Raw genomic sequence first — 20,907 nt, forward strand, 5'->3', positions numbered from 1 at the left:
GGCAAAGCATCTGGTTTTTGTATTTATAACGATAGCTCCATCGCAATGAAGTATATTCAGAAGAAATACGGTTTACGCGTCTTATATATTGATACAGACGCTCATCACGGTGATGGCGTGCAGTGGTCGTTTTATGATGATCCTAACGTATGCACCATTTCATTACATGAAACTGGTCGCTATTTATTCCCTGGAACTGGCGCTGTAAACGAACGTGGACAAGGTAATGGTTATAGTTATTCTTTTAACGTTCCACTGGATGCTTTTACAGAAGATGAATCCTTTCTAAAATCATATCGAACAGTTGTAAAAGAAGTTGCAGCGTACTTTAAACCGGATATTATTTTAACGCAAAATGGTGCCGACGCACATTACTACGACCCACTTACACACCTTTGTGCAACCATGAATATTTACCGCGAAATACCGAAGCTCGCTCGTGAAATTGCTAATGAATATTGCGACGGTCGCTGGATCGCTGTCGGCGGCGGTGGCTATGACCATTGGCGCGTCGTACCAAGAGCTTGGGCACTTATTTGGCTCGAAATGAACAACATCCAAAACATCTCGGGTTATCTCCCTCCAGAATGGATTGACGCTTGGAAAGGACAAGCCGAAACAGAACTTCCCCTCACATGGGAAGATCCAGACAACATGTATAAACCTATCCCCCGTAAACCAGAAATTGAAGAAAAGAATGCATTAACTGTAGCGAAATCCCTTGAAATCATTCGGAATAATATGACAAAATCTTTGTACTAAACGAAAAGGAGGCTCGTTTTTGAATAGCCTCCTTTTATTTATTGTCGACTACTGTCGGTAAGTCGATATGTTTCGAGTTGCGCCGATATATTTTATTTAATAATTAACCGGTCCAACTTTTATGAAAAAAGGACGTGATATTATGTGGACACAACAAATGATCCCCACAAAACGCGGCACATTTGAACTCTTTACAAAAGGAAATGGCGAACCGCTTTGTATTACACATCACTATTCACAATTTAATGAAACTGGTGATTACTTTGCAGATGTTTTCACTGCTACGCATCGTGTATTTCTCATTAATTTACGAGATACTGGTAGCTCTGTAACCACCCAGTCAGAAAACGAATTAAGTATGATTGAAACGGTTCACGATTTAGAAGCAATACGGGAAGCTTTACAACTCCCAACATGGCATTTCACTGGTCATTCAACAGGTGGTATGCTTGGACTTTTATATGCGATTACATATCCAAATTCCTTACAATCATTAGTCGTAGCAGGCGCTGCAGCAAGTAACTATACCGAAACACCATTTTGTATTTATCATCCAGAACATTCACAGTTTCATTATATGCAAGAGCTCATCGAAAACTTAAAAAGCCCTCACCTTACAAGTGAAGAACGGAAAGAACTATCTACTAAGAGAACAAAATTATCATTGTATAAACCAGAAAACTACAACTCTTATTTTTGTAAACCAATCAAAAAAACAATGTCCGTTAGCCGGATGAATGCTTTCGCCAATGAATATCCTTCATTTGATTTAAGGGAGTATTTACCTTCTATAAAAACAAAAACACTAATTATATGTGGAAGACACGATGTGCAGTGTCCTATTCAATATTCCATCGAGATACATGAGGGTATATGCGATTCTACTTTTGTGACATTTGAGGAGAGCAACCATTATCCTTTTTTAGAAGAAGCTGCTCAGTTTACTTCTACTACTCAAATATTTTATAAATCATTGCAACAAGGAACTCTAAAATAGCATATTAAGGTCGCAAGTTAATTTTCCAACAAAAACCTCACAGCCTCTATAAGACTATGAGGTTTTTCAAAAGAAATATTTCACACTAGTAACAACCAAAAGAAGAACAGAAAAAATTATTAAACCTAAATCAATAAATACTGACTTTTTATCTCCTTCTTTTAAACTTATCATAAAACTAGAAATTATTTTAATTGCAAAAAAGACCATCATAAATAACCAACCCAAATGATCATTCGTAGAATCTTCATCATAAAAACATTTGTATTGCACCAATAATTAATAAGATAAGTACAATATTAGTTCCAATCTTTAAAACTTTGTTTGATTTATTATCTTTTAATGTATCCCCCAAAATGTAGCACGCCCTCTCACACTCTCCTATGTTTTATCTCTCTTTATATTTTAACATAAATTACCTATTATCCCCTTTTGATCACATACAAAAAACCTGCCAAAACTTTGACAGGTTCCCTACACATTAAAACGATAACCAGCTCCCCATACTGTTTCAATATATTGCGGGTGGGCAGGATCTCTTTCAATTTTTTCACGTAGCTTTCTAATGTGGACGACAACAGTGGCTAAATCACCAGCGGAATCTAATCCCCAAATGCGTTCAAATAACTGTTCTTTATTTAATACTTGGTTTGGATGTGTGACAAAGAATGTTAATAAATCAAATTCCTTCGTTGTAAATGCCACTTCTTCATTGTTTATAAAAACTTTCCTCGCTCGTTGATCGATAGAAATTCCGTGAATGTATAGCGTATCACGTTGCTTACTTACATTTCCTGATAATCTTTCATAACGAGCAATATGCGCTTTTACTCTTGCGACTAATTCGCTTGGGCTAAACGGTTTCGTTATATAATCATCCGCTCCTAATCCGAGCCCGCGAATTTTATCTATATCTTCTTTTTTTGCTGAAACAAGTAGAATCGGAATATCTTTTACAGCACGTATTTGTTTACAAATTTCGAATCCGTTCATTTTCGGAAGCATAATATCTAAAATAATTAAATCATAGTCTTCTTGCAGGGCTATTTGTAAACCTGTTTCTCCTGAATGCTCTACATCAACTTGGAAATCATTAATTTCTAAATAATCTCGCTGTAATTCTGCAATACTTACTTCATCTTCTATTAGTAAAATTCTTTTCAATTTACTCACCACATTCCTCTACTTTTTCCAATGAGAAGAAAATGCTTGTGCCTTTACCAAGCTCGCTTTCCGTCCAAATTTCCCCGCCATGTTCTTCAACAATTTGCTTCGCTATTGCTAAACCAAGTCCACTTCCACCTGTGCTAGAATTTCGCGATTGTTCTGCACGATAAAAACGTTCAAAGATATACGGTAGCGTATCAGATTCTATACCTGATCCATTGTCTATCACCTTCACAATAACTTTATTGTTATCACTCGATACTGTTACAGTAATTTTCTTCTCTTCTTTATCCATGTACTTCACACTATTATGAATTAAATTTGATATAACTCTATTTATCTTTTCGCAATCAGCCGTTACATATAATGGCGATGAATGTAATTGTAAGTTAATTTCTATACCTTCTTCACTTAAATCCATCTGCATCTCTTCTATTAATTCTTGCATAAACGTATTTAATTCAACTGTCTCAAATTGGAATGGAACTCGATTTAAATCGAGCTTCGAAAACAAAAAGAGTTCATCAATGAGTGTGTCCATATGTTTTGCCTTCGTATGAATTGTCGTTAAATACTTATCCATTTTTTCTGGCGTATTTGCTACCCCGTCCTTTATTCCTTCTACATATCCGATAATAGATGTAATCGGTGTTTTTAAATCATGCGATATGTTTGAAATAAGTTCTTTTCGATTTTCTTCATACTGCGTTTGTACTTCAATCGATTCCTTTAACTTCTTCCTCATTTCCTCAAATCCTTGATTTAATTGACCTATTTCATCGTGCGATGTAACTGGCATTTGAAAATCTAAATTTCCTTCTTTAATTTTCTCCGTTGCACCTTTCAATACAAAAATTGGTTTTATTACACTTCTTGAAACAAGATAACTTAATAAACCAATGAGTAAAATGGCTAATAGTAAAAGCGATACGAATAAGATTGGAAATAATTTTTGTGTAAGATCTACAAATGAACTTTGCTTTTTTAGTACAAATATACTCCCTTCTTCTTTCTCTGGAAAATAAAAATCAAACTTTACATATCGATAAAATGTCTCGCCTAGTTCCGTTGTACCACGACTATTAATATTTGCCGCTTCAAATTTCGGAAGGGCTTCTGTTAAAGTCGAACTTTCAAATCCCTTATTAGCATAAGAAATGTTTTCTCCCTTTCTTACAATTATTTTCACACCTTCTTTTTCAATTGATGAAACGAACGATTTATCTAATAATTGAGATTGATGTTGCTTTGCCGCTAATTTTAATTCAAGATAGGCATTTTCTTCTTCTGGTGTAAGCGGCTTTTGAATGTAAGAACTTTTATAGAAATTTTTCACTGCTTCCAAATCACCTGTTATTGAAAAAACAATTAAAAATCCCGCGACTAATATGAGCGTAATAGAAACGAGAATTACAGCAATATAAGAAAATAAAAACCTTGTTTTAATAGACATATGTTACATCCTCACTTTACCCATCCTTCATATTCATAAGCATAAAAATATATGTTCAAATACTCAAGCGATTTTATAGTAATTTTAGCGTCAGTTTATAAAAATTTAATGTTCCTATTTTACAGTTGAAATTAGGAGGTTGAAATTCCATGTTCAAAAAAACATTCAGTATGATATGTTGCGTAATTTTTTTACAAGGATGCTCGCAAGAACAAGAAGTCAAAAAGGAGATGACAAACATGGAGACTGCACTACTAGCAGCTACTGAAAAAAATGAAACGAATACTGTTATATCTTTACTAAAACAAGGTGCAAATATAAATGCGACGGATAATCAAGGACGTACCCCTCTTATGATTGCTACATACAAAAATGATGTAAAAACCGCAAAAGCACTTATCGAAGCTGGTGCTGACGTAAATATCCAAGATGACATGAAAAACAATCCCTTTCTATACGCCGGTGCGGAAGGTTACTTAGACATTTTAAAGCTAACAATTAATGCTGGTGCAGATCCTACGATTACAAATCGTTACGGCGGAACAGCTCTTATCCCAGCCTCAGAACATGGCTATATTGACGTTATAAAAGAACTCCTCACTCGAACAAATATTGATGTAAATCATGTAAATAACCTAGGATGGACAGCTTTAATGGAAGCTATCGTACTAAGTAACGGAAACGAAACACAGCAACAAGTCATTCGCCTTCTTATTGAGCACGGTGCAGATGTAAATATTCCAGATAATGATGGTGTTACCCCGTTAGAGCATGCTCGCGCTCATAATTTTGCAGAGATAGAGAAAATTTTGTTAGAAGGACATAAGTAAAAAGCTTATCTTTGCCTTCCTCCCCCATCCTATGCTACATTTAAGCCGTTACATCAATATTAATAGGGTGGGAATACATATGAATAAACCTAAAATTGGGATGATTGGACTTGGTAGCATTGCGCAAAAGGCCTATCTTCCAACACTTACAAAAGAAACAGATTGGAACTTTGTCGGGGCGTTTACACCTAACGCAGAGAAAAGAAAACAAGTTTGCCAGCAATACCGAATTCAAGACTTTCATTCTATTGAAATGTTAGCTTCGGAATGTGATGCAATCTTCGTTCATAGTTCAACTGCATCGCATTATGAAATCGTTTCTGAGCTTTTGAAAAAAGGAATCGACGTTTATGTTGATAAGCCGTTAGCAGCTACTGTGGAACAAGCTGAGCAACTAGTCGAGTTGAGCGAGAAGTATAACCGAAAGTTAATGGTCGGATTTAATCGCAGATTCGTTCCTATGTATGTTGCTGCCAAAGAACAGGCTCATGATATTTCATGGATTCGAATTGAAAAGCATCGCACAAATAAAGTCGGGCCATATACGTACGACTTCACTATGTTAGATGATTATTTACACATTGTAGATACTGCTCGCTGGTTCGCTAATGATGACCTTAACGTCGTTCACAATATGATGCAAATCAATGAAAAGAATGAACTTCTTTACGGACATCATACATATACAACTCCAAGTGGACTGTTACTTTCTACTGCAATGCATCGCCATGCCGGTACAAATTTAGAACAAATTGAACTTGTAACGCCAGGGAAAATCATTCGCGTAAAAAATATGAATACATTTGAAATTGAACAGGAAAACTCAGTTTCACAAAGCGGTTCTCCATCATGGGATACGACGTTAAAACAACGTGGTTTTGAAGATGCTGTTCATCATTTTATTGAATGTGTACACGGAGATACAAAGCCTGTTGTAGATGGATTAGAAGGATTAAAAACGCAGCAAATGCTACAATCTTTACTAGATGATGTAAACAAAAATTAAAACGGATACATTTTTCAGAATTTACTTTCATTCCCATTTCCCCTTTATTTCTCTCGTAAATTTCTATAAAATATGTTGATAGGAATTATAAATTTCATAATGAATCGTGGAAAGGATGGGATTGACACATGTGGAACGAGTTTAAAAAGTTCGCTTTCAAAGGGAATGTCGTTGATTTAGCTGTCGGGGTTGTAATCGGTGCTGCATTCGGTAAAATCGTTAGTTCTTTAGTAAAAGACATTATTACACCATTACTTGGTATGGTATTAGGTGGCGTTAACTTTACAGATTTGCACTTTGGATACGGTAAATCAGCTGTTATGTATGGTAACTTCATCCAAACAATTTTTGATTTCTTAATTATCGCAGCTTCTATCTTTATGTTTATTAAAGTTTTCAACAAACTAACATCTAAAAAAGAAGACGAAAAAGAGGAAGAAATTCCAGAACCAACAAAAGAAGAAGTTCTTCTTGGCGAAATTCGCGACTTATTAAAACAACAAAATTCTTCTAAAGATAGAGCATAATTGAACGGATAAAAAGGCATGTCCCTCGGGACATGCCTTTTCTATATGCTATAACGTTTCCGAATTCATATGAATAAATAAAATAATACCAGCAACCATAAGTACCATAATGCTACCTGCAAATAGTGTAATACCAATAAACATTAAACTTTTGCTCATATCTACTGATACACTTTCAATAAAAATAGAAATTACATACGTGATAAGGGCAATTCCTGCAAGAATACTTCCTGGAACAAATCGCTTTAAACCATTTTGTTTTAACGTCATATATGCAAAAATAGCAGTCATACAAAGCGTAATTATCCAAAGAACGATCATCTCTTTTCCCCCCTCACAAGCCTTTTCTTTCTATTATACATGACATTGCCCTATAATAGTTATTTTTACACTTATGTGACATATAACAAGGAATCATACAATCTATAGAGAACTCTTCCAGGTAAGCTATATACTAGGGAGGATTTCAATTGGAAGATGATATTGTAGGATATTTTAAACAAGTAGAGCGATTTGATTATATTACAATCGACTTAGACAAAATTTTTTTTACATGGAAGTTGTACAAATAGAAACAAATGTAACTTTGCTAAAAATATCACTTAACTTAAAAAAAAGATAAAACGATTGTAGATGGAAAAGCAAAGCACTATGATTCTTCTAGGCTAGAGCATTTAATAAAAAATTTTAAACGCACTGCACAAACATGCCTTGAACATAATTTACGAAGCGCTGAAGAACTTTTTGCATTTTGGAAAAGAAATCGACCACTAGAAAAATATGGATACCCCTCATATAAATTGATATAATTACCATATACAAATATTCTTTGTAAGGGAGTGTTCATAATGATTTGGATTTCACTAATCGTATTAGCTTATTTCATCATTCTCGTCCCAATACAGTACAACTACATTAAAATACTCAAAGAAAAACAGAAAAAAATGAGTGTCTCACAAAACGAACTATATGACAACATGTCTTATGAAGAATCCCAAGTGCATTACCATTATCAAAGTAACGTATTTACAATACCTGCTTCGCTTGTCGCAAGTATTATTTATAAGGTGAAACATGCAGCATAATATGTACGCTGTAAAATTATTGTTTGAGTCTGTTCCTTCTGGTGAGCCTCATCCTATGAAAATGGATGAGCATTATGAAGAGAATCACGATACACTTTTTGAAGAAAGTATTATTCTTGTTAAAGCAAACAGTTTAGAAGAAGCTCATGAACTAGGTGAAAAGATAGCTATACAATCGGAGCACACATACGATAATATGTATGATGAGCAAATCACATGGACGTTCCGAAAAGTGTTACATGTATTTGAATTAGACGATACGCCATTTGAAACTGGAAAAGAATTGTACGCAAAATTTTTACACGTTAAGAAAAATGAAACTGTAGATACAGTAATTGAAAAATATTATCCTGAATATGAATAAAAGCTCACAGCAATCGCTGTGAGCTTTTTTATACTTATTTCGTTGAATCTCTAAATTGGATACGGTGAGGTAAGATAACAGTGTGATCTTCCACTTTTTCTTTGTTCATATACTTTGTTAATAGACGCATTGCTACTGCACCGATATCATACATCGGTTGTACAACTGTTGAAAGCTGCGGACGAACCATTAATGCAAGGCGTGTATTATCGAAACCAAGTACTTCTACGTCAGTTGGTACGTTTAATCCAGCATCTTGTGCTGCATGGATTACACCTAGTGCCATTTCATCAGAAGACACGAAGATTGCTGTTGGCTTTTCATCATTGCTCCAAAGCTTTTCGAATGCTTCGATACCTGAGTCATATGTGTAATCTCCATCGATTACAAGATTTTCATCATATGAAATACCTTCTTCTTCTAAAGCTTTTTTATAACCTTGTAACTTCTTCGCGCTTCCCGCTTTATCAATGAATGGACCAGAGACGAAACCGATACGCTTATGTCCTTGCTCGATAAAGTGCTTCATTGCATCGTAAGCTGCTTGTGTATAATCAATATTTACTGATGGCGTTTCATTTTGCTCATCAAATGACGCTGCTAATACAATTGGTACTGGAGATTTTTTAAATTCTTCAATGTGAATGTCTGTAATATCTTCACCCATGAAAACAATTCCGTCCACTTGTTTTCCAAGCATCGTATTTAATAGATGGAACTCTTTCTCTTTGTTTTGATCAGAGTTACTTAAAATGATGTTATATTTGTACATTGTTGCGATATCTTCAATTCCACGTGCAAGTTCTGCATAAAACGTATTTGAGATATCAGGAATAATAACACCTACCGTAGTTGTCTTCTTACTTGCTAGTCCACGTGCTACCGCATTTGGACGGTATCCTAAACGATCAATTGCTTCTAATACTTTCTTTCTTGTTGTAGGCTTTACATTTGGGTTACCGTTCACAACGCGTGATACGGTAGCCATTGAAACGTTCGCTTCGCGCGCTACATCATAGATTGTTACGTTCATCTCATCGCACACTCCTTCTATTTTTGTTATCTATTTTTATGTATCGGTTACTTGAATGAAAAAAAGACATCAACTCTATTTGCAGATGCCACCAATCGTCCCGAGTTCTTCCTTTTACTAATGATACGATATAAACGCAGGCTCATACAATATTTTCCCGCAAAAGTTTCGAAAAAATTCGCTTCTTTTCTCGTATTTTCGTATTTTTTATGAAAAAAGGGCATTTTTTGTAAAAAAATAGATATTTCCTAAGTAGAAATCTTATTTTAAGCAGTACGATAGTAAATGAAATTTATATCGGCGATTTTTCGAATATATGAACCGTAACTCGAAATATATCGGCGATTTCCCAAATATATCGACCACAACTCTAATTATATCAGCGATTTTTTTAATATACCAACTTCCCAACAAAAATCGACAATGACAGTCGCTATACAGCTGTCCCAAAATGCCTTTTTGGAACAGCTCATTAAAAGTTTTTATAATTTACTTCCAAATGATTTTAATTCATTCATAAAATCATTGAACTGCGGGATATTCATTTGCTGCGCCGCATCTGATAAAGCTACAGCTGGATTTGGATGTACTTCAGCCATAATTGCGTTTGCACCAATTGCCATCGCTGCTTTTGCAGTTAGTAAGAGAAGGTCACGTCTCTCTGTAGAATGCGTTACATCAAAAACGACAGGTAAATGTGTCTCTTTCTTTAAAATCGGTACAGCGGAAATATCAAGCGTATTACGCGTTGCTCTTTCATTGCTTCAGCAACTTGACGTACTTGTTCATAACTTTCCACTGCACACGGTCCCATAATAAAATGCTAATTTCCGTTACCAATTTTTTCACCATTAATTTCAACAATCGTATCTTCTGTTTTTTTCTTACAAGAAACAAGTAGTGCTTTACGATGATCCTCTTCTTGTAACTTTAAACCAACTTGAAAAATTTGTTTGAAAATATGTTATAAAGTCGAAGTTTCAAATGGACCATTATTATTCTCTGCAATTAAATCCAGTATATTACTTTCACGTACAGGATCAAAACGTTTCACACCTTATACTTCTTTTAAATTACCAACTTCTTGTACGAGACGACCTCTTTCGTTTAGTAACTCTAATATTTGTAAATTAAGTTGATCAATTTCAGAACGTAAACGACCTAATTGTTGTGATCCCATAAGAAAGCCATCTCTTTCAAATCCCTATATATTACTTTTTTAAGATAACTTACTATAGTTGATACATATACGATTGTCACACGATATACAGCAATGAATTACCATCAAAAAACCTTTTATATTTTCATTTAAAATAAAAAAAGACAGTTTACATACTGTCTTTTTTACAAGAAGGAAACAAACGGTTTATCACTGTTTTTCTCTTTTATAATAACGGCCTCAATTTTACTCTCGGACTTGATCTGTAATTGTACTTTCGCATCTTTAGGCAATTTGTCTAACATACCTTGAGCAGCCAATTGGGTAAGAGCCATTAATTCTGTTTTACCGTTATATTTAATAACAATATTCATATTTAATGTATCCATTTGATCTTTCTTATAAGAAACTTTTGCATTGACTGGAATAAAATCTCCATTAGAAAAACCTTTTATTTCCTTAGCAAAGTTATTTATTTTTGTATTATCTTCTCCATGTGCTTGTGTAAATTCATCAGAAGGATATGAATACGACTTTTCATCAATTGTACTCCAATTTCCAAGGTTCGTATCATTCTTTTGAACAGTAGCACTAGCAATATACGTACCATTTTTTAAAGAACTTGTACTTTCTTGCTTAAAGATAGCAAACGTAATTGGAGATTTGTTATATTTATCATTTTTATTAATAGCTTCAATAAGTTGTTTAGCAACTTCAGACCCTTTAGACATAGCTTCTTCATTCGATACACTTGAAGACATAGCTAAGCCAATCATAACACCAGATAAACTTAATTCATTTGAATTCTGTTTTCCGAAATAGTCTTGTTCTATAATATTCGTCAAAACTGGCGCTTCTACTTTCGCAACTAGTTCATCAACTAGTTTCTCTGGAATATACTGATTTAATTGCAGTACGTGACTCTCTGTATCAAATTGCTGCGTTGCAATATTTATTAAACCATTTTCATACTCTGCTAAATCTAATTTAGAATTTGTTTTTATATTAGCTGTATTAATAACCTTTTGTTCTTTTAAAGGAATAACAGTTCTATAATAATCTTTAGAAACAGCAGTTCTCGGAATCATACTTTTTTCTTTTGTATCTTTTTGTATAACTTCATCCTTCTTACTAATCGTATTACTATTGTTACTACAAGCTCCCAGTAATAAACTTACGACTGCGAAGGATAATGCCATTTTCTTCATTACTTAAAACCTACTTTCAACAATCTAGTTATTTAGTTTGAACTATTAATAGTGTACCACTAAATATATTTCAACAAAAACAAAAAAAAAGAAGCAAGCACCTTTAGCTTGCTTCTTTTTACTTTATATTCTCTTCTAAAGCATCTTTTTTAATATTCCAATGAGATGTATTCCATACTACCATCCCATCTTTTATGTATAACACTTGCGGTGATTCATGTCTAATACTGTATTGTTCTGCAACACGATTTGACACATCTCTCGCATCTTGTACGTATAAGTAATACGCTGGCACTTCTCTTTCTTCACTGCAATACGCTTGAAATTCTGTGTATGCACCGTGACTAATCGGGCATGTCGTACTATGTTTAAAAAGAACATACGGCTCATTCTTTTCTACTAAGACTTCAAGCTCTTCAATTGTTTCAAGCTTTGTCATATTCATCACGATTCACCTCTCATACGAAATCTAGAGCGCTTCTCTTTCTTTTCAGCGTTTTTCTCAATTCTTTCTAATTTACGCTCTTCTTTTTCAACCTTCTTCTCTTGTCTCGACGCACGGTAATGATTGTATACTTCAATCGCCGCACTGCTCCACTGTACAACTTGCGCTACTTTATCAGCGTTATTTTCAATTTCGTCCGTTACAGAGTCTGATACATTACGAAGCTTCGTATTTAAAGATTGGATTGTCGTTCCAATCCCATCTACACCCGCTACCACTTTATTTAATGACTGTGACTTCTGTTGAATATCATCAGCTAACGCATTCGTTTTATGTAATAATTGCTCTGTCTCTACGCTAATTCCTTGCATTTGTTTTTCTAAACCTTCTAACGTGCTTGCAACGTTTTCTAACGTCTTCTGAACCGATAACAACGTTCTGCATACATACACAACTAATACTGCGAAAGCAACCGCGATAATAGCCGCACTTACATATAAAAGAACTTGCATTTCATCACTTCCTTTATCTTTTTCATACTTTCCCCTATTATACAATCATTTTCCGTTTCATTCTAATCCCTATCTCATCATTAGAATTTTCATACTTATTCGTTAACTGTAACATAAATCATTCAACAAATTCCACTAAGTAGGTTACAATAGGAGAGGATACATAATTAGTAGGGAGGCTTTACATATGAAAGATCCACGTATTGAAAAGTTAGCATACAATTTAATTAACTACTCTATTTGCTTACAAAAAGGCGAAAAAGTATTAATTGAAAACTTTGGCTTACAAAAAGAACTTGTAACTGCACTTGTAAAAGAAGCATATGCAGCTGGTGGTTTCCCATTCGTCTCTTTAAAAGATCATCAAGTAGATCGCTCTTTATTAATGGGTGCTACTGAAGAACATTTCGAACAAATCGCTGCATATGAAGCAAGCGTAATGAAAGACATGGACGCTTATATCGGTCTTCGCTCTGGCGATAATATTAATGAACAGGCTGACGTTCCAAGTGAGCGCATGAAAGTTCATGGCCAAACAGTTGGGAAAAAGGTTCATAGAGATATTCGCGTTCCAAAAACACGTTGGGTTGTTCTTCGCTACCCAAATGCTTCTATGGCACAGCTTGCTAAAATGAGCACAGAAGCTTTCGAAGACTTCTACTTCGAAGTTTGTAACTTAGACTACGGTAAAATGGATAAGGCGATGGATAGCCTTGTTACATTAATGAATAAAACAGATAAAGTTCGTTTAACTGGTCCTGGAACTGACTTAACATTCTCTATTAAAGACATTCCAGCTATTAAATGCTCAGGTCATTTAAACATTCCAGACGGTGAAGTATACTCTGCACCAGTTCGTGATTCTGTTAACGGTACAGTTTCTTACAACACACCATCTCCTTACAACGGTTATACATTTGAAAATGTACAACTTAAGTTCGAGAACGGTCAAATCGTTGAAGCAACTGCAAACGATTCAGAACGCATTAACAAAATCTTCGATACAGACGAAGGCGCACGCTACGTTGGTGAGTTCGCAATCGGCGTAAACCCATACATCTTACATCCAATGGGAGACATCCTATTCGATGAAAAAATCGATGGCAGCTTCCACTTCACTCCTGGACAAGCTTACGACGATGCATGGAACGGTAACAACTCGAACATCCATTGGGACTTAGTATGCATCCAACGCCCTGAATACGGCGGCGGTGAAATTTACTTCGACGACGTACTAATCCGTAAAGACGGACGCTTCGTTGTACCTGAATTAGAAGCTTTAAACCCAGAGAACTTAAAATAATAAAAAACGCTCGGAATTATATCCGAGCGTTTTTTTATTATCCTCACCCTATATTGATCTACTGTTCTTACTTTTTGTTTGCTGAAAATGAAAATAATATAAAAGCGCCACTGCGATAGTACCTATTAATATTGGTTCATATAAGGGCAGATCCCATTTCATATATACTCTAGTGCAGATAGCAAACACAAGCAAAATTTCCAAACAAAACAAAGGTTTTACATATTTCATTTCTTACCTACCATTTCTATTTTCACATGTGGATTTTCTTTCTCGATAAGCGCCAAAAATTCATTCATATCTTGCGGCATCGCAACCATATGTACTTTATATGCATTCGTCGTAATTTCAAGATACTTTCCAACTTGACGAACAACTCTTATATCTTTTAATACAACATCATCATTTAGAATACCGTACTTTAATACGCCATTTTCTACTTTATGTTTTTTAATAAATACTTCCCAAACGAGTGGTACATTTACAATGAAGCATAAACCCATCCCAATCAACGCTGACATCCAATGCGCTTTATTAGTGAAAAGCATGACAATTGGATATATACACATAAAAGCTAACGTAAGACAAACGAAAATGACTACTGACTTACTTCTTTGAATTGGAAAGTTCATACCTACACCCCCTAATCCAAATTATACCACTATTTCCATTTTGGTTCATAGAAAAAGGCCATTTCTAGATGACCTTTTTCACAATGTACCTATAAAATTTCTTATCTACCTGTAACACTGGAAAGTTTTTCGGCAACTCATCTATACTCACACTTTGAAAACCATTCTTTTCATAAAAGCGATGTGCCGCTAAAAATTTTACTGTTGTTCCTAAATAAATATCTTTCAACTTTTTATCCTCAGCCCATGAAATTGCTGTTTGAAGCAACATATATGACGCGCCACATTCTTTTCCACGAAACTCTTTTTGTACGAACATTTTTCTTAGCGCTACTTGATGATTCTCAATATCTAATAAAGCTACTGTTCCAACTACTTTCCCATCATAAAGTGCTACCCAAAAGTTTCCGTGATCCTTTTGATAGAATGTTTCTATTTCAAGTAAATCAGGTTGCTCTTCTTTCGTAATGGGAACATTATACTCTTTTTGCTGAATATGAACGATAAGATCTACTACTTCCTCTTGAAACGTACTTTCATACGGAATAATACGAATCTTCTCGTTCATCGAATATCTTTCCATTCTGAAGCTAATAAACTATATACAGCGATATCATGAAAATGATCATATAACCATTCTTCATCTCTTAAAATACCATCTAATTTAAACCCTAAACGCTCTGGAATAGCGCGGCTTTTCACATTTTCAACACCGCATCTAATTTCCATTTTATTTAATTTTAAATTCTCAAATGCATAGTGAAGCACAGCCTTTACGCTACGTGTCATAACGCCTTTTCCTCCAGCATCTTCTGCAAGGTAATACCCAAGACTCGCCGCTCTCTTCCCCCAGCTCACTGGATGAATACCTACCATCCCAACAAGCTTTCCTTTGTAACGTATACCACTTTCAAAACCGTCTCCCTCTGCAAATTTCTTTAACCACATCGGAAAAATCTCATCATAAGCATCAGCAGATTTTGTCCCATCTACCCAAGGAAGCCATTTTCGTAAATGATTACGGTTTTGGTCTATTAATTGATATAATTCTTCTTTATGATGTTTTTCTAGTAATTGTAGTTCGATTTCGTCATCTACTCGAAGTGTGAACATGTTTTTTAGTCCCCTTTTTATTTTTCTTATTATTCTAACATTTTTAGATGTAAAAAGTTAAATATTAACACTTTCTTTTGATTTTCTTTGTATAAAACCAGAAGAATACAATATTCCCGTAATAACTAATATCATTCCTACAGATTGTGCAGATGTTATATTGACTCCTTCAATAAAAGAAATAAGTATTGTAACAACAGGCACTAGATTAAAAAATAAAGATGTCCTTGCTGCCCCAATTTGAGCAATTCCATTATTCCACCATAAGTAACCAAGCACACTCATTCCAATTGCCATAAAGAGAATCGCTCCCCATGCCAACCAAGGAATTTCTAAAACTGGTACTATACTTTTTTGTGTAGAAGATATGATAATAAAGGCAAGTGCACCAATAGTCATCGTATATGTCGTCGTTTGTATTGGATTACCAGTTTTAATAAACCTTCTGCCTAGCACGCCGTATAACGCCCAGCAAATATTCCCTAATAAAATATAAAAATCCCCTTTTGAAAATGATAAATGTTGTAGTATTGTAAACGAACCTTGTGTAAGTACAAAAACAACGCCAATTAGTGCAAGTAACATTCCAATTGCTTGACGCTTCACAATTTTCTCTCGTAAAATGACACTTGCTAACAGCGTCGTAACGAGAGGATTTGTCGCCATAATAAGTGCACCATTAACAGCTTCTGTATATTTCATTCCTAAAAAGAAAAAGAAGTTAAAGCCGAATACACCAACAATACCTAGCAAAAGATAATAGGTCCTATTCTGCATCCATACTTCCAAATCAAAATCTTTTCGTATTTTTAACAAACATAACATCACAAATGCAGCAATCCCAAAACGCCATGCTGCTATATGAATTGCTTCGAAATACTGCACCGCATATTTCGAAGCATTAAATGTCCCACCAGTAAATATCGCAAAACCTAATAACTGCGTATATACTTTATTTTTCATTGCCGGCCTCCAAGTCTTTTTCTTCTAGAAAACCGTAATAAATTTCTAACTTCTCCTCCGTTAGCTGAACAACTTTTTGCAATTGTTCCTGCTGTTCTTTTAATCGCTCCAAGTGAGTTGTTAAAATGGAAATTCTCTTTTTTACTTTCGCTGGTACTTCCTCTTTCTTCTGCCTAATTTCCTCTATAATGCACCCATCACTTGCAAACTCAGCTATCTCTTCTAATGACATCCCAGTTTGTTTTAATGAATATAAAAATTTTAATAAACGTACATCGCCTTCTGTATATTGACGAATACCGCTATTTCGCGTTGGTGGTGGTAATAAACCTAATTTCTCATAGTAGCGCAAAGTGTGAATGCTCATCCCTGTTAATTCTGCTACTTCGCCGATTTTATACATGTTCTCTCCCCCTTGTTTTTACATTTTCATCTTACAACCTAGAGTTAGCTCTAGGTCAATACATAAATAAAGTGAAACTTTAATCAGTGGGGGTCTTATTGCACGTTAATGCGGGATAAAAGTTGAACACAACAAAAAAAGACGCACAGCCACAGCTATGCGTCTTTTCTATTATTTCTCTGCAACTTGAACTTCTTTTACGTAAGCTGCTTCGAATTTTTGGATGTCACCTGCGCCCATGAAAATTAGAACGCCGTTTTTATGTTTCTTTAATACATCCGTTGTTGTATCTGTAATTAGTTCTGCACCATCAATACGCTTTTGCAGATCTTCAATTGTTAATTCACCTTTGTTTTCGCGTGCTGATCCGAAAATATCACATAAGTATACTTGATCAGCTTTGCTTAAGCTTTCAGCGAACTCATCTAAGAACTTTTCTGTACGTGAGAATGTATGCGGCTGGAATACAGCGACAACTTCACGCTCTGGATGTTTTTGACGAGCTGCTTCAATCGTTGCATTAATTTCTGTCGGATGGTGTGCGTAGTCATCGATAATAACTTGCTCTCCCATCGGCTTTTCATTAAAGCGACGTTTTACGCCTTCAAAAGTTGTTAATTGATGTTTTACTGCTTCTACATCAACGTTTTCATAATGGCAAAGTGCGATTACTGCTAACGCATTTAATACGCTGTGATTGCCGTATCCTGTAATTTTGAACGTGTCATAGTACGTATTACGAACGAATACATCGAATATCGTGCCATCTGTTCTCTTTTGGATGTTACGTGCTTGGAAATCATTATCTTCTCCAAATCCATAGAAAATAACAGGTACTTTCGCTTGAATTTTTTGAAGTTCTTCATCATCTCCACATGCAATAATGCCTTTTTTCACTTGCAATGCCATCTCTTGGAATGCACTGAATACATCATTGATGTCTGCAAAATAATCTGGATGATCAAAATCAATATTCGTCATAATTGCATAGTCTGGATTGTAAGACAAGAAATGACGACGATACTCACAAGCTTCAAATACAAAATACTTACTATTTTCTACCCCATGCCCTGTTCCATCTCCAATAAGGTAAGATGTAGGATGTGCACCTTGCATTACATGGGCTAACAAACCTGTTGTTGATGTCTTTCCGTGTGCACCAGTTACAGCAACACTTGTGTATTGGCTCATAAGGTCACCTAAGAAGTGATGGTAACGATGTACTGGGATGTTTAATTCTTTTGCTGCTACGATTTCTTCATGCGTATCAGGAAATGCATTTCCTGCAATAATCACTTGTCCTTCTTCTACATTATTCTTATCAAAAGGAAGGATCGAGATACTACGCTTTTCTAACGCTGTTTGTGTAAAGAAACGCTTTTCATAATCAGACCCTTGAACAGTATGCTTCATATCATGAAGAATTTGCGCTAATGAACTCATTCCTGTTCCTTTAATTCCTACAAAATGGTAAACTGTCATCTTAAAGAACCTCCAACATTTCGAACTAATACAACGGCCTATCTATAAGACAGTATATGAATCTTTTCTTATTTTGGTAATCATCATACATTTTTGATGTAGTGAGGTTATTCTTTCCCTTCACTTATCAGGATAAACTCGTACGTACTTCTTTATATGTCCATAACAAGTCCATTATAGCAAAAAAGAAGCCGCTATACTATGATAACAGAAAAACTGATAGGGTCAATCACCTATCAGTTTTTCTCTCTTTTACATATCTTCTCTTTTTTCTAATTGAACACGCTCTAAACGTGGGTTTGGACGATATTTACGACCAGCTTTTGCTTCTGGTTTCCCATTTAATTCTACATTATCACCAGTAAAGCCAATATTCATTTTTAACAAGCTACTCCCTACCCCATATATGTCAACAGGTACCTTTTGAGCTTCAAATTCACGAATACGCTTTTCATCAAATCCACCAGTTACAACGATGTCTACATGCTGGAATCCTTCTTCATCAAGCGCCTTGCGAAGTGCAAATACAAGAGATGGATTTACACCACGTGGATCAAATGTTCCAAGTACTTCTGGGTGGCGAATAAAGTATTGATCAATCATTGTGCGAGACGTATCTACACGCACACCTTTTAATGTTGATCCAAATTCACGCGCTACACGAAGTGCATCTGTAATAACATCATTATTGTAATCAATTAGTACAACTAATTCATCTTCTGGAAATTTCTTATGATATGCTTTTGCCGCTTCTACAACATCACCATTAAACATTTGAATTAATGCGTGAGGCATTGTTCCCATACCACTTCTGCCCCACCATTCATTCATTGCATGCGTCGCTTGTGCGCTCATACCTCCGATGTATGCTGCATAACCGTCACCAGCTTGTTGTGTATAATGATCGTCACGATCTCCCATGAAAATAACTGGTTTTTCTTTATCTACACTACGCGCAGCTTGGACAACATTATATACGTTTGTTGCAACCGATGTACGACGAGCTAAAATCCCATCAATAACACCTTCTAAAAATCCGAAATTCTCATAAGGACCATGAATTGTTAACACTGTTTCAAATGGACTAATTTTATCGCCATCTTTTAAAGAGTTAATTTCAAGTTCCTCAGGATTTTTAGCGAATGTTTGTAGCAATGCAATTACTTCATCTGTTCCGCAAAGAACTGCATTTTCTTTTTGGAAAAATTGCATCGTTACAACACTTTTCGGGCGAAATTCTTCAATAATTTCTCTAGTTTTTAAAAAGTAAACGGCGGAGAACCAACCTTCTCCAACTCGTTCGTCAAATTTAAATGTTTTATTTGTTAGTCGATTTATTTCACCTTTTAATTTTAATTCAATTTCTTTCATGTCGCTTTACTCCCTACTTTACTATCCAACATTTTCTATTAGTATACAGCAAAACCGTGGACTATACATTCGTTTCCTGCATAGCAGCGAATTCATCCTCAGAAATAAGGACATCTCTTGGCTTCGTCCCTCTTGCTTCAGAAATAATTCCTTGCGATTGCATCTCCTCAATGAGACGTGCCGCGCGATTATAACCGATGCGGAATTTTCGCTGTACAGAAGATGTGGACGCTCCCCCTTGTTCTACAACAAATTGACATGCTTCAAAGAACAATTCGTCTTCCGACTCAGCCTGTTCTGTTTTCGCTAATAAATCCTCTTGCTTAAATAAGTAATTCGGCTTCATTTGCTTTCTCACATGATCAACTGTCTTTTCAATCTCATCATCCGATACATATACACCTTGTACACGAACTGGCTTAGATGTACCGTTCCCTAAAAATAACATATCACCACGGCCAAGTAATTTCTCCGCGCCTCCAATATCAATAATCGTACGCGAATCAACTTGAGATGATACAGTAAACGCAATACGCGTTGGAATGTTTGACTTAATTAAACCTGTAATAACATCTACAGATGGACGCTGCGTCGCTACTAATAAATGAATACCACAAGCACGTGCTTTTTGCGCAATACGACAAATCGCTTCCTCAACATCACCAGGTGCTACCATCATTAAGTCGGCTAACTCGTCAATGACAATAACGATATAAGGTAATGTTTCTCCTGGAATTTCTCGCTCACTTACAATCGTATTGTAACGAGTTAAATCACGAGCACCAGCGTGCGCAAACAATTCATAACGGCGTTCCATCTCTTCGACTGCCCACTTTAAAGCCGCTGTCGCTGCTTTTACATCCGTAATAACAGGTGCTACAAGATGTGGAACAGAATTGTATGGTGCAAGCTCAACCATCTTCGGATCAATTAACATTAACTTCACTTCATGCGGTTTCGCTTTATATAAAATACTCGTTAAAATCGCGTTAATACACACACTTTTACCTGAACCCGTTGCACCCGCAATAAGTCCGTGCGGCATTTTTCGAATATCTGTTACAATTGGATCACCTGAAATATCAAGTCCAA

The 20,907-nt window shown here is 35.4% G+C and carries 24 protein-coding genes and 3 pseudogenes; 9 read left to right on the top strand and 18 right to left on the bottom strand.

The window, feature by feature from the left end; all coding sequences use genetic code 11:
* Together acuC and MR167_RS24150 are read left to right on the top strand one after the other, a co-directional pair.
* Positions 1–762, top strand: a 762-nt coding sequence (acuC, locus tag MR167_RS24145; protein WP_242315671.1) for an arginase family protein, incomplete at its 5' end; no start/stop codon positions are given.
* 121 nt (positions 763–883) lie between these two features.
* On the top strand, positions 884–1,759 hold the full coding sequence (locus MR167_RS24150) for an alpha/beta fold hydrolase (RefSeq protein ID WP_242315673.1): 876 nt from the start codon (positions 884–886) through the stop codon (positions 1,757–1,759).
* 66 nt (positions 1,760–1,825) lie between these two features.
* On the opposite strand, the pseudogene MR167_RS24155 reads toward MR167_RS24150, so the two are convergent.
* From MR167_RS24155 to MR167_RS24165, 3 genes and pseudogenes are all read right to left on the bottom strand, one after another.
* A pseudogene (locus tag MR167_RS24155) lies at positions 1,826–2,114 on the bottom strand (hypothetical protein).
* A 119-nt stretch (positions 2,115–2,233) separates the two neighbouring features.
* Positions 2,234–2,923, bottom strand: coding sequence for a response regulator transcription factor (locus MR167_RS24160; protein ID WP_003280338.1), 690 nt, complete (start codon positions 2,921–2,923; stop codon positions 2,234–2,236).
* Between the two features lies 1 nt (position 2,924).
* Positions 2,925–4,379, bottom strand: a complete 1,455-nt coding sequence (locus MR167_RS24165) for a HAMP domain-containing sensor histidine kinase (RefSeq protein ID WP_242315675.1) — start codon at positions 4,377–4,379, stop codon at positions 2,925–2,927.
* Positions 4,380–4,528: 149 nt separating this feature from the next.
* Between MR167_RS24165 and MR167_RS24170 the strand changes: the two genes are divergently transcribed.
* The 3 genes from MR167_RS24170 to mscL all read left to right on the top strand — a co-directional run bounded on the left by MR167_RS24170 (position 4,529) and on the right by mscL (position 6,742).
* On the top strand, positions 4,529–5,209 hold the full coding sequence (locus MR167_RS24170) for an ankyrin repeat domain-containing protein (RefSeq protein WP_242315677.1): 681 nt from the start codon (positions 4,529–4,531) through the stop codon (positions 5,207–5,209).
* A 79-nt stretch (positions 5,210–5,288) separates the two neighbouring features.
* Positions 5,289–6,215 carry a Gfo/Idh/MocA family protein gene (locus MR167_RS24175; protein WP_079246032.1) on the top strand — a complete coding sequence of 309 codons (927 nt, stop codon included), beginning with the start codon at positions 5,289–5,291 and terminating at the stop codon, positions 6,213–6,215.
* A 128-nt stretch (positions 6,216–6,343) separates the two neighbouring features.
* The gene (gene mscL / locus MR167_RS24180; RefSeq protein WP_000267015.1) at positions 6,344–6,742 is read left to right on the top strand and encodes a large conductance mechanosensitive channel protein MscL; all 399 of its coding nucleotides are present in this window, start codon (positions 6,344–6,346) and stop codon (positions 6,740–6,742) included.
* Between the two features lie 48 nt (positions 6,743–6,790).
* Here mscL and MR167_RS24185 read toward each other — a convergent pair whose 3' ends face one another.
* On the bottom strand, positions 6,791–7,063 hold the full coding sequence (locus MR167_RS24185; protein ID WP_000636586.1) for a DUF3917 domain-containing protein: 273 nt from the start codon (positions 7,061–7,063) through the stop codon (positions 6,791–6,793).
* Positions 7,064–7,212: 149 nt separating this feature from the next.
* On the opposite strand from MR167_RS24185, the pseudogene dhp61 reads away from it, so the two are divergent.
* From dhp61 to MR167_RS24200, 3 genes and pseudogenes are all read left to right on the top strand, one after another.
* Positions 7,213–7,551, top strand: a pseudogene (gene dhp61, locus MR167_RS24190) (protein Dhp61).
* A gap of 39 nt (positions 7,552–7,590) precedes the next feature.
* The gene (locus MR167_RS24195; protein ID WP_000637885.1) at positions 7,591–7,827 is read left to right on the top strand and encodes a DUF3949 domain-containing protein; all 237 of its coding nucleotides are present in this window, start codon (positions 7,591–7,593) and stop codon (positions 7,825–7,827) included.
* Between the two features lies 1 nt (position 7,828).
* Complete coding sequence (locus MR167_RS24200; protein WP_003280329.1) at positions 7,829–8,191, top strand: DUF4288 domain-containing protein; 363 nt, start codon at positions 7,829–7,831, stop codon at positions 8,189–8,191.
* Between the two features lie 34 nt (positions 8,192–8,225).
* On the opposite strand, the gene ccpA is transcribed toward MR167_RS24200, so the two are convergent.
* The 5 genes and pseudogenes from ccpA to MR167_RS24230 form a co-directional block, all read right to left on the bottom strand.
* A complete protein-coding gene (gene ccpA, locus MR167_RS24205) occupies positions 8,226–9,224 on the bottom strand; it encodes a catabolite control protein A (protein WP_001103303.1) in 999 nt (332 codons plus the stop codon).
* A gap of 482 nt (positions 9,225–9,706) precedes the next feature.
* Positions 9,707–10,404 (bottom strand): annotated as a pseudogene (gene aroA / locus MR167_RS33750) (chorismate mutase).
* Positions 10,405–10,568: 164 nt separating this feature from the next.
* On the bottom strand, positions 10,569–11,591 hold the full coding sequence (locus MR167_RS24220; protein ID WP_000738028.1) for a CamS family sex pheromone protein: 1,023 nt from the start codon (positions 11,589–11,591) through the stop codon (positions 10,569–10,571).
* A 118-nt stretch (positions 11,592–11,709) separates the two neighbouring features.
* On the bottom strand, positions 11,710–12,036 hold the full coding sequence (gene ytxJ / locus MR167_RS24225; protein ID WP_001057469.1) for a bacillithiol system redox-active protein YtxJ: 327 nt from the start codon (positions 12,034–12,036) through the stop codon (positions 11,710–11,712).
* Complete coding sequence (locus MR167_RS24230; RefSeq protein WP_001197721.1) at positions 12,036–12,548, bottom strand: DUF948 domain-containing protein; 513 nt, start codon at positions 12,546–12,548, stop codon at positions 12,036–12,038. Before MR167_RS24230 ends, ytxJ begins: the two co-directional genes overlap by 1 nt.
* Positions 12,549–12,735: 187 nt before the next feature.
* Between MR167_RS24230 and MR167_RS24235 the strand changes: the two genes are divergently transcribed.
* Positions 12,736–13,851 (top strand): aminopeptidase, encoded by a 1,116-nt coding sequence (locus MR167_RS24235; RefSeq protein ID WP_000654720.1) that lies wholly within the window; start codon positions 12,736–12,738, stop codon positions 13,849–13,851.
* Positions 13,852–13,899: 48 nt separating this feature from the next.
* Here the strand turns inward: MR167_RS24235 and MR167_RS24240 are convergent, their stop codons facing one another.
* From MR167_RS24240 to MR167_RS24280, 9 genes are all read right to left on the bottom strand, one after another.
* Complete coding sequence (locus MR167_RS24240; RefSeq protein WP_023523191.1) at positions 13,900–14,082, bottom strand: hypothetical protein; 183 nt, start codon at positions 14,080–14,082, stop codon at positions 13,900–13,902.
* Positions 14,079–14,483 (bottom strand): PH domain-containing protein, encoded by a 405-nt coding sequence (locus MR167_RS24245; protein WP_001010622.1) that lies wholly within the window; start codon positions 14,481–14,483, stop codon positions 14,079–14,081. The genes MR167_RS24240 and MR167_RS24245 overlap by 4 nt, the downstream gene beginning before the upstream one ends.
* 64 nt (positions 14,484–14,547) lie before the next feature.
* Positions 14,548–15,051 (bottom strand): GNAT family N-acetyltransferase, encoded by a 504-nt coding sequence (locus MR167_RS24250; protein WP_001003146.1) that lies wholly within the window; start codon positions 15,049–15,051, stop codon positions 14,548–14,550.
* Positions 15,048–15,596, bottom strand: coding sequence for a GNAT family N-acetyltransferase (locus MR167_RS24255; RefSeq protein ID WP_000494654.1), 549 nt, complete (start codon positions 15,594–15,596; stop codon positions 15,048–15,050). Before MR167_RS24255 ends, MR167_RS24250 begins: the two co-directional genes overlap by 4 nt.
* A gap of 57 nt (positions 15,597–15,653) precedes the next feature.
* A complete protein-coding gene (locus MR167_RS24260; RefSeq protein ID WP_000792471.1) occupies positions 15,654–16,559 on the bottom strand; it encodes a DMT family transporter in 906 nt (301 codons plus the stop codon).
* Positions 16,549–16,962 carry a MerR family transcriptional regulator gene (locus MR167_RS24265; RefSeq protein ID WP_000276608.1) on the bottom strand — a complete coding sequence of 138 codons (414 nt, stop codon included), beginning with the start codon at positions 16,960–16,962 and terminating at the stop codon, positions 16,549–16,551. Before MR167_RS24265 ends, MR167_RS24260 begins: the two co-directional genes overlap by 11 nt.
* Before the next feature lie 171 nt (positions 16,963–17,133).
* Positions 17,134–18,444, bottom strand: a complete 1,311-nt coding sequence (gene murC, locus MR167_RS24270; protein WP_000219469.1) for a UDP-N-acetylmuramate--L-alanine ligase — start codon at positions 18,442–18,444, stop codon at positions 17,134–17,136.
* A gap of 252 nt (positions 18,445–18,696) precedes the next feature.
* The gene (locus tag MR167_RS24275) at positions 18,697–19,815 is read right to left on the bottom strand and encodes a nicotinate phosphoribosyltransferase (RefSeq protein ID WP_000658372.1); all 1,119 of its coding nucleotides are present in this window, start codon (positions 19,813–19,815) and stop codon (positions 18,697–18,699) included.
* A 61-nt stretch (positions 19,816–19,876) separates the two neighbouring features.
* Positions 19,877–20,907, bottom strand: a 1,031-nt coding sequence (locus MR167_RS24280) for a DNA translocase FtsK (RefSeq protein WP_242315680.1), incomplete at its 5' end; no start/stop codon positions are given.

Source organism: Bacillus cereus group sp. BfR-BA-01355 (assembly GCF_022663675.1).
GTDB lineage: Bacteria > Bacillota > Bacilli > Bacillales > Bacillaceae_G > Bacillus_A > Bacillus_A thuringiensis_S.